This is a genomic window from Microbacterium sp. ZW T2_14 (assembly GCF_044987405.1).
In the GTDB taxonomy this organism is placed as follows: Bacteria; Actinomycetota; Actinomycetes; order Actinomycetales; family Microbacteriaceae; genus Microbacterium.
Genome location: NZ_JBJDRK010000098.1, coordinates 1 through 7,955 on the forward strand (window position 1 = coordinate 1; position 7,955 = coordinate 7,955).

A 7,955-nucleotide genomic window follows, 5' to 3' on the forward strand; every position below is an offset into this window, starting at 1 on the left:
GGAACGGGCGGCGGAGGCGCCGGGGAGGAGCTCAGCCTGCGACGAGGGTCGGCGTGCCGGCCTCGTACTCGGTGAGGTCGCCGCTCTCACCCAGGCGGTGCGCGCGACGCCCGACCACGAGCATGTAGACGAGGAACAGCGCCAGCGCGGTCGCGCCGATGCCGATCTTCACCGGCCACGGCCATGGCTGCGCGGTCACGAACCCCTCGATGATGCCCGAGAAGCCCAGCGCGATGACGAGCCCGATCGCGATCGTGGCGAGCGATCGGCCGGCGGTCGCCAGGGACTCGCCCCGCGAACGCGGACCGGGTGCGACCCAGGCCCAGAAGATCTGCAGTCCCGCCGCCCCCGCCACGAAGATGCACGTGAGCTCGAGCATGCCGTGCGGGAGGATGTAGAGCACGAACACGTCGCCGCGGTCGAACGCCGCCATGATGGCCGCGGCCGTTCCGACGCCGACGGCGTTCTGCACCAGCACCATGACGGGCCAGACACCTGTGATGCCGAACAGCACGCATTGGGCTGCGATCCACGCGTTGTTCGTCCACACCGTGCCCGCGAAGACGGCCGCGGGGTTCTCGCTGTAGTAGTCCGTGAACTCGTTCTCGACGTAGTGCTCGAGCTGCGCCTGACTGCCGAGGCTGGCCACCAGCGCGGGGTCGCCCGCCACCCACAGCGTCACCACCGTCACCACCGCGATGAAGCCCAGCGCGATGGCGAGCGTCGCCCAGCGCACGCGGTACAGCGCGGCGGGCAGCTGCAGTGCGAAGAAGCGCGGGATCTGGCGCATGACGTTCTCGGGGGCGCCGGTGAGACGCAGCCGGGCACGAGCGAGCATCGTGGAGATGTGGTCGCCCTGGATGCTGCGCCCCGCGGATGTCTTCGCGTCCGCGAGATCAGCCGACGCCGCGCGGTAGCGCGTCACGAGCTCATCGGCCTCGGCCCCCGAGAGGCGCCGCGCCCGGCTCAGCTCGTCGAGCCGCGCCCACTCCTCGCGCCGGGCGGCCGTGAGCGCATCGAGGTCCATGTGTTTCACTGTAGCCATGACCGCAGAGCGCCCCGCGATCGTCGACATCCACCAGGACGAGGTGCTCACCGGTGAGGCGGTCGCACTGGACGTGCAGCCGCTCGGCTACTTTCTGCGTGCGCTCGGCGTTCTCATCGACATGCTTCTCGGCGTCGCCGTGCTGCTGCTGTTCGCCTGGGGCATCGGCTGGCTGCTGGGCCTCGGCGCCCTCGATGCGGCCGTCGTGCCCATTCTCACGATCGTCGTGCTCGTGCTGGTCATGGTCGTCATCCCGACGGTGGTCGAGACAACCACGCGGGGGCGGAGCCTCGGCCGCCTCGCGGTGGGCGGGCGCATCGTCCGCGCCGACGGCGGCGCGGCCGGCTTCCGGCACGCCTTCATCCGCGCGCTCGTCGGCGTCTTCGAGCTCTGGTTCACCGTGGGTGCCGTCGCAGCTCTGGTGGGCGCCTTCACCCCCCGCTCCCAGCGACTCGGCGACCTGCTCGCGGGCACGTACTCCGAGCGCACCCGCACCCCACGGCTCCCCGACGTCTCGTTCGGCGTCCCTCCGGTGCTCGCGGACTGGGCGGTGATCGCCGACGTCGCGCGACTGCCGGAGCGCCTCGCCCGGCGCCTCGCGCAGTTCGCCCGTTCGGCCGTGAACATGGACCCCGCCGCGCGCGCGCGGGTCGCGGCATCCCTCGCCCGTGAAGCAGCCGAACACGTGTCACCCGTGCCGGCCGTCGATCCCGAGACCTTCCTCATGGGCGTCGTCGCGGTGCGGCGCGAGCGCGAGCTGCGCGCCCTGCGACTCGAGACCGCCCGCGCCGACGCGCTGGCCGCGCCGGTGTCGGCCGCGCCCCGCGGCTTCCCCGAGCGCTGATCCCGCAGGAGCGGCCGCCTCAGTAGCGGTAGTGGTCCAGCTTGTACGGGCCCTCGACCGGCACGCCGATGTACGACGCCTGCTCCGGGGTCAGCTCGGTGAGCTGCACGCCGAGCGCGTCGAGGTGCAGTCGCGCGACCTTCTCGTCGAGGTGCTTCGGCAGCGTGTACACCCCAGTCGGGTACTCCTCGCGCATGGTGAACAGCTCGATCTGCGCGAGCACCTGGTTCGTGAACGATGCGCTCATGACGAAGGACGGATGCCCCGTGGCGTTGCCGAGGTTCAGCAGCCGGCCTTCGCTCAGCACGAGCACGCTGCGTCCGTTCGGCAGACGCCATTCGTGCACCTGGGGCTTGATCTCGACCTTCTCGACGCCGGGCAGCGACTCGAGGCCCGCCATGTCGATCTCGTTGTCGAAGTGACCGACGTTGCCGACGATCGCGAGGTGCTTGAGCTTCAGCAGGTCGTCGGTGGTGACGACGTCCTTGTTGCCGGTGCCGGTGATGACGATGTCGGCCTGGCCGGCGACATCCGCGAGACGCGCCACCTGGTAGCCGTCCATCGCGGCCTGCAGCGCGCAGATCGGGTCGACCTCACCCACGATGACCCGCGCGCCCTGACCGCGGAGGGCCTCGGCGGCGCCCTTGCCGACGTCTCCGTAGCCGCACACGAAGGCGACCTTGCCGCCCATCAGCACGTCGGTCGCACGGTTGATGCCGTCGGGCAGCGAGTGGCGGATGCCGTACTTGTTGTCGAACTTCGACTTCGTGACCGAGTCGTTCACGTTGATCGCGGGGAACAGCAGCTCACCGGCCGCCGCGAGCTCGTACAGCCGGTGCACGCCCGTGGTCGTCTCCTCGGTGACCCCGAGGAGGTCCGCCGCCATGCGCGTGAAGCGCTGCGGGTCACGCGCGAGCGACGCCCGCAGGGTGTCGAGGATGATCCGGTACTCGGCGGAGTCGTCGGCCGCGGCATCCGGAACCGAACCGGACTTCTCGAACTCGACGCCCTTGTGCACGAGGAGGGTCGCGTCACCGCCGTCGTCGAGGATCATGTTCGGCCCGTCGAAGCCCTCGGCCGACCAGTCGAAGATGCGGTCGGCGAGGCGCCAGTACTCCTCGAGGGTCTCGCCCTTCCACGCGAAGACGGGGATGCCGGCGGGGGCGTCCACCGTGCCCGTCGGACCGACGACGACCGCTGCGGCGGCTTCGTCCTGCGTGGAGAAGATGTTGCAGCTTGCCCAGCGCACCTGCGCACCCAGCGCGACGAGGGTCTCGATGAGCACCGCGGTCTGCACGGTCATGTGCAGCGAGCCGGCGATGCGCGCGCCCTTCAGCGGCTGCGAGGGGCCGAACTCCTCACGCAGCGCCATGAGGCCCGGCATCTCATTCTCGGCGAGGCGGAGCTGATGCCGTCCGGCCTCGGCGAGCGAGAGGTCCGCGACCTCGTACTCGAATCCTTCAGCTGGCTCTGCGGGTGCGGACGTGGAAGGCGCGGCGACGGGAGTGTGGGTCGGCATCCGCCCATTCTCCCACGCCGGCTCAGGCGCGCAGGGTCTCGTGCCGTACGACGACCCAGCCCTTGGGCACCGAGAGTCGGTCGGTGTGGATCGCGCACAGATCGTGCGCGTGCGGGTCGCCCCCGGCACCGAGCGGACCGAGCGCCGCCATCTGATCGCCGTAGTCGTAGGTGAGCGTCGACACCGCCTCACGGGCGCAGCCGACTTTGGAGCACACTCTCTCACGCATCGCGTCGACGCTACCGCGGCCGAGCAGTGACGAGACGGATGCCGCGCCGCAGCGTCTCAGCCGCGTGGCGCGCCGGTCAGACACCCGGGCCCGGAGATCCGCCCAGAGTGGGATCCAGCGCCGGGAAGCCTCCGAAGCCCGGCAGATCCCCGGCACCGGGCATCCACCCGGACTCGGAGATCCGCCCCGAGTCGGAAGCAGCGCCGGGAAACCTCCGAATCCCGGCAGATCCCCGAACGAGGGCGGATGCCGCTCCCCGCGGCCGGTTCTAGGATGGGGAACATGGCGTGGCGGCGTACCCGGACCAGCGAACGCACGCAGCCGCGTGCGTCCCGTCACGGTCGCCACGGCCGCGAGGGCCGGAGCCCTGTCGTGCGGCCGCCCCCCCCGCCGCTGGACACGCGGGTCGACCGCTTCGACCTGTCCGTCGGCACCGCGGCGGAGTTCCTGCGCTCGGCCTGGCCCGAACTGCGCGACGTCCGCTTCGAGGTGGCCGACATGCCGGCCGCGACCGATGACGACGGCATCCCGCGTTGGACCGTGCTGCCCGACGCCGGGCGCATCATCCTGTACCGCCTGCCGATCGAGCGTCTCAGCCACCTGCACCGCGATGACGAGCTGCACCGGCGCATGCTCGTCGAGGGGGCCGTCTTCCGCGCGGCGGCGGAGTACCTCGACCGCGACCCGTGGGACCTGGGCCCGGAGCGCTTCCGGTACTTCTGACCCGCAGTCGGGCTGCGCGAGCGCGGGGCTCAGGGGTAGACGATGATCTCGGCCGTCGCGACGTCGGACGGCCACACCGGCACACCCGCCAGCGCCCCGTCGCCGGCGAAGGACAGGCCCGCCCGCACCGGCGCCTCGGGCTCGAACCGGTACACCGTGCGCGCCGCGAGGCGCACGCTGACCGACCCGCTCGCCGGCACGGTGAGCTGCAGCGGCGATCCGCCGTCGACCGCGGTGACGGTGACCGCGACCGGCTCGCTGGACGGGTTGACCACCGAGAGCGCCGGCGTCGGTCCGCCCGGCGTGGCGAACAGGGAGGACACCGCGACCTCCGGCGCTGGGGTGTACCACGCGAAGTCGTCGCCCTCGCCGACGCCGGTCGCCTGCCACACGGCGGCGACGACGGGCGCGTCGGCGTCGACGGCGACCGTGTACGAGCCGGCGGTGAGTCCGTCCAGTGCCAGCTCCATCGGCTTGCCCGCCTCGAGCGCCACCTCCTGCGGATCGCGCAGCTGCCCGGCGCTGCCGACCGCGGTCACGGTGACGCGGGCGGTCGCGGCAGCGGAGGGCGACAGCATCCGCAGCACCGTCACGTCATCGTCGGCGTCGGCGGCAGGGCTGCCCCCGGCGCCCTCCTCGGCGCCCGACCGACGCGTCACGGTGACGCCGGTGATGACCTCCGTCGTATCGGCCTGCGCCACGGGACCGACCTGGTCGACGCCGCCGGGGGTGAGTGTGCGCGTGATGCTCGCCTGCAGCGACGCACGGATGGGCGCGCCCACGGCGGAGACGCGCACCACCGGGGTCTCCTCGCCGAGTGCGATGCCCGCCAGCGGGACCACCCGCTGGGTGCCGGGCGCGACCACGAGGTCGACGCCGCCCGGCGGCGTCTGCGCTCCCGCCGCGCCGAAGACGGTGAGCTGCACCGTGGCCGGAACCGTGCCGGGGTTCGCGAGCAGCACGAGATCTGCCGCGCCCGTGGCGCCGGACCCGCCCACCAGCCACGAGTCCAGCAGCGGCGGGCGGCACGCCGAGGCGGCGAACCCGGCGAGGTCGTCGGCGGACGCCGTCGCCGCCCCGCTGGCCGCCACGTCCACCGCATGGTCGTCGATCGGCGGAGCGGTGTAGGCGAGCGGTCCCGGTCCGACATCGATCGTCTCGAGCCGCTGTTCCGTGGGCGACGCGCCTTCGGCCACGCCCACCACGACCGATTGGGGGGCTGCGATGGAGACGTCCGCGGCATCGGTCGGATCGCGTCCGATCGACAGCAGGGCGCCGTCACACGCGATCACGGATGCCGCGGGCGCCGGGGTGGCGGGCACGCTGAGCGGCTCTCTGACCAGCGTCGGCCACGGCACGGACACGGCTGTGACCACCGCCACGACCGCGCAGATCGAGACGGCGGTGCCGATCAGCAGGCGGGCGCTCGTCGTCGCCCAGCGGAACACGCGTCGGTCGCTCATCGGCCCTCCTGCCAGTGGGGTCCCACCACGCGGGGGGTGCGTCGCGCCTCGCGGATGGAGGTCGCCGTCGGCAGGGCCAGCAGCAGCGCGATGCCGAGGATCGCCAGCTGCCCGAACGCGATCCACCGCGCGAGGGTCATGGCCGAAGCCGCCTCCGCCGGTCGCGGCGCGATCTGGTCGACGACGCGCCAGAGCTCGCCCTTGGCGGTGTCGCCCACGACGACGAGCGTGTCGCGTTCCCCGAGGGCCGTCATCGCCGAGAGCCGCATCGTGCGCGCGGCATCGCTCTCGGGCGGGGTGGTCGGGGCCAGCAGGATGAACCCGATGCCCCGGTCGCCGAGCTCTGCCACGACGTCCTCCGAGGAGGGTGTGACCAGATCGGCGGCGAGCGCGGCGAGCTCCTGGTCCTGCGCTGAGGCCTGGCTGCGCGTCGACAGCAGCGTGGTCTGGCCGCCGATGGTCTCGCTCGCACCCCACACGACCTGGGCCGCGACGCCGGCGTCCGCCTGCGGAGTCAGCACGATGGTGCCGACGTCGGCGTTCTCGCGCCCTTCGGCGGCGACGAAGGCGGGGAGGGTGCTCGCCGGGCCGTTCGCGATCGTCGCGGTGCCCTGGGTGAACGAGACGAGCGACGGCACGGCGAGCGTGACCGCGGCGGCGAAGACGACGGCGGCCGCGAAGCCGCGCACGAGTGCGACGCGCGGCGCCAGGCCGGCGTCGAGTGCGACGAGGGCACCACCGACCGCACCGAGCCACGCCAGGCTCAGTCCCGTGCCCGGCCACAGCGGCACGGTGAGCGACTGCGCGAACGACACCGACACGCCGACCGCCGCGAACGCCGTGCCGAGGCCGAGCGCCGTGACGGCCAGCAGCACGATGCCCACCGCCCAGCGCTGCGTGAGCGGCGCGGCGAGCGCCAGCAGCGCGAGCGGCACGCTGAGCAGCGGCACCCACCAGGTCGGTCCGTCGGGAAGCAGAGTGGCCCACCCTGCGAGGTCGGGGGTGGGGATGCCGGCGGCCAGGAGCGCCCGACCCGATGCGTCGGCGCCGACCTGAGGCCCGGGCCAGGGCACTCCGGGATCGGCCACGAGCCCCCAGGCGCGCCCGTGCGCGAGGGCATTCCATACCAGCGGCAGCGCCACCGCGAGCGACGGGATCAGCGTCCACACCAGACGGGCCACCCCGCGGCCGGCGCGCAGCACGACGGCGAGGATCACGGCGACGAACCACAGCACCGCCATGGCCGGGGTCAAGGACGGCCCCGTCGCGAGCACCCCGGCGAGAAGAAGCGAGGCCGCGCCCGCGCCGGCCCAGGACCGGTGCGCGACCGCCCCCGCGTAGAACAGCCAGGGCAGGAGCAGGTGCAGGAGCACACCTGTCGGACGCCCCTGAGTGAGCGCGACCAGGAGTGCGGGCGCCAGCGCCCACACCGCACCGCCGAGCAGTCGCAGGCTCGAGCGCTCGGTGACCCGCGTCGCGGCGAACCAGCCCCCGAGCGCAGCGAGCGGCAGCGCGAGGACCCACAGCAGCACAAGAGCCCGCGACGGTGCCCACGGCCAGAGCGACCCGAGCATCGCCACGACGGCGGCGAACGGATCGGCGGGACCGACCGTGTCGAGCCCCAGCGCGCGCTGCCCGTACGCGGCGTCGTTCCACAGCTGGCCGACGGTCGTCGCGAGCGGTTGGAGGGCTCCCCCGCCGAGCACGGGCCACGCCAGCAGCGCGGGGAAGGCGGCGACCGAGACGGCGAGCGCGGCGAGCACGAGCCAGGCGCCGCCTCCGGCGAAGAACCTCAGGTCGCGGCGCCGATGGCCGCCGATCGCGACCTCGGGATCGTCGTCGAGTCGCTCGCGGAGTTCGGCCTGCGTCGTCCGCAGCGGCGCCAGCTGCGCCCACGATGCCGTGCGAGCCCGCGCGATGCGCCGACGCGCACGCCAGACCGGCACGATGCCGACGAGCGCGACGGCCGCCGCACCCCATTCCGCGGCGATGCGCCCGGGCTGCTTGCGGACGAGATCCACGACGGTGCGCCACAGGGCGAGCGGCAGGAGAGAGAGCCAGTGCAGCGGCGTGGCGACGGCCGGTGCGTACGCCATGCGGCGGCGGAGCTGGGCGACCCGCTCGGCGTAGAC

General features: G+C 73.2%; 7 protein-coding genes. 2 read left to right on the forward strand and 5 right to left on the reverse strand.

Going from position 1 to position 7,955, the window contains the following annotated elements:
- Positions 1 to 31: 31 nt before the first annotated feature.
- Positions 32 to 1,027, reverse strand: coding sequence for a stage II sporulation protein M (locus ACI3KY_RS19660; protein ID WP_404931814.1), 996 nt, complete (start codon positions 1,025 to 1,027; stop codon positions 32 to 34).
- 16 nt (positions 1,028 to 1,043) lie between these two features.
- Between ACI3KY_RS19660 and ACI3KY_RS19665 the strand changes: the two genes are divergently transcribed.
- Positions 1,044 to 1,889 (forward strand): RDD family protein, encoded by an 846-nt coding sequence (locus tag ACI3KY_RS19665; RefSeq protein ID WP_404931815.1) that lies wholly within the window; start codon positions 1,044 to 1,046, stop codon positions 1,887 to 1,889.
- A gap of 19 nt (positions 1,890 to 1,908) precedes the next feature.
- On the opposite strand, the gene ahcY is transcribed toward ACI3KY_RS19665, so the two are convergent.
- Both ahcY and ACI3KY_RS19675 read right to left on the reverse strand, forming a co-directional pair.
- Positions 1,909 to 3,408, reverse strand: coding sequence for an adenosylhomocysteinase (gene ahcY, locus ACI3KY_RS19670; protein WP_404931816.1), 1,500 nt, complete (start codon positions 3,406 to 3,408; stop codon positions 1,909 to 1,911).
- A gap of 22 nt (positions 3,409 to 3,430) precedes the next feature.
- A complete protein-coding gene (locus ACI3KY_RS19675; protein WP_163616793.1) occupies positions 3,431 to 3,637 on the reverse strand; it encodes a DUF3499 family protein in 207 nt (68 codons plus the stop codon).
- Between the two features lie 282 nt (positions 3,638 to 3,919).
- Here ACI3KY_RS19675 and ACI3KY_RS19680 point away from each other — a divergent pair, with 282 nt between their 5' ends.
- A complete protein-coding gene (locus ACI3KY_RS19680; protein ID WP_404931817.1) occupies positions 3,920 to 4,360 on the forward strand; it encodes a metallopeptidase family protein in 441 nt (146 codons plus the stop codon).
- Between the two features lie 29 nt (positions 4,361 to 4,389).
- Here the strand turns inward: ACI3KY_RS19680 and ACI3KY_RS19685 are convergent, their stop codons facing one another.
- Positions 4,390 to 5,823 carry a DUF5719 family protein gene (locus ACI3KY_RS19685; RefSeq protein WP_404931818.1) on the reverse strand — a complete coding sequence of 478 codons (1,434 nt, stop codon included), beginning with the start codon at positions 5,821 to 5,823 and terminating at the stop codon, positions 4,390 to 4,392.
- Positions 5,820 to 7,955 (reverse strand): glycosyl transferase (locus ACI3KY_RS19690; protein WP_404931819.1); only part of this gene is annotated, 2,136 nt, incomplete at its 5' end. The genes ACI3KY_RS19690 and ACI3KY_RS19685, both read right to left, overlap by 4 nt.

Excerpts from the sequence above, each read along its gene's own strand:
- ACI3KY_RS19675 (WP_163616793.1), bottom strand. The coding sequence starts at position 3,637 with ATGCGTGAGAGAGTGTGCTCCAAAGTCGGCTGCGCCCGTGAGGCGGTG.
- ACI3KY_RS19665 (WP_404931815.1), top strand. The coding sequence starts at position 1,044 with ATGACCGCAGAGCGCCCCGCGATCGTCGACATCCACCAGGACGAGGTG.
- ACI3KY_RS19680 (WP_404931817.1), top strand. The coding sequence starts at position 3,920 with ATGGCGTGGCGGCGTACCCGGACCAGCGAACGCACGCAGCCGCGTGCG.
- ACI3KY_RS19660 (WP_404931814.1), bottom strand. The coding sequence starts at position 1,027 with ATGGACCTCGATGCGCTCACGGCCGCCCGGCGCGAGGAGTGGGCGCGG.
- ACI3KY_RS19685 (WP_404931818.1), bottom strand. The coding sequence starts at position 5,823 with ATGAGCGACCGACGCGTGTTCCGCTGGGCGACGACGAGCGCCCGCCTG.
- ahcY (WP_404931816.1), bottom strand. The coding sequence starts at position 3,408 with ATGCCGACCCACACTCCCGTCGCCGCGCCTTCCACGTCCGCACCCGCA.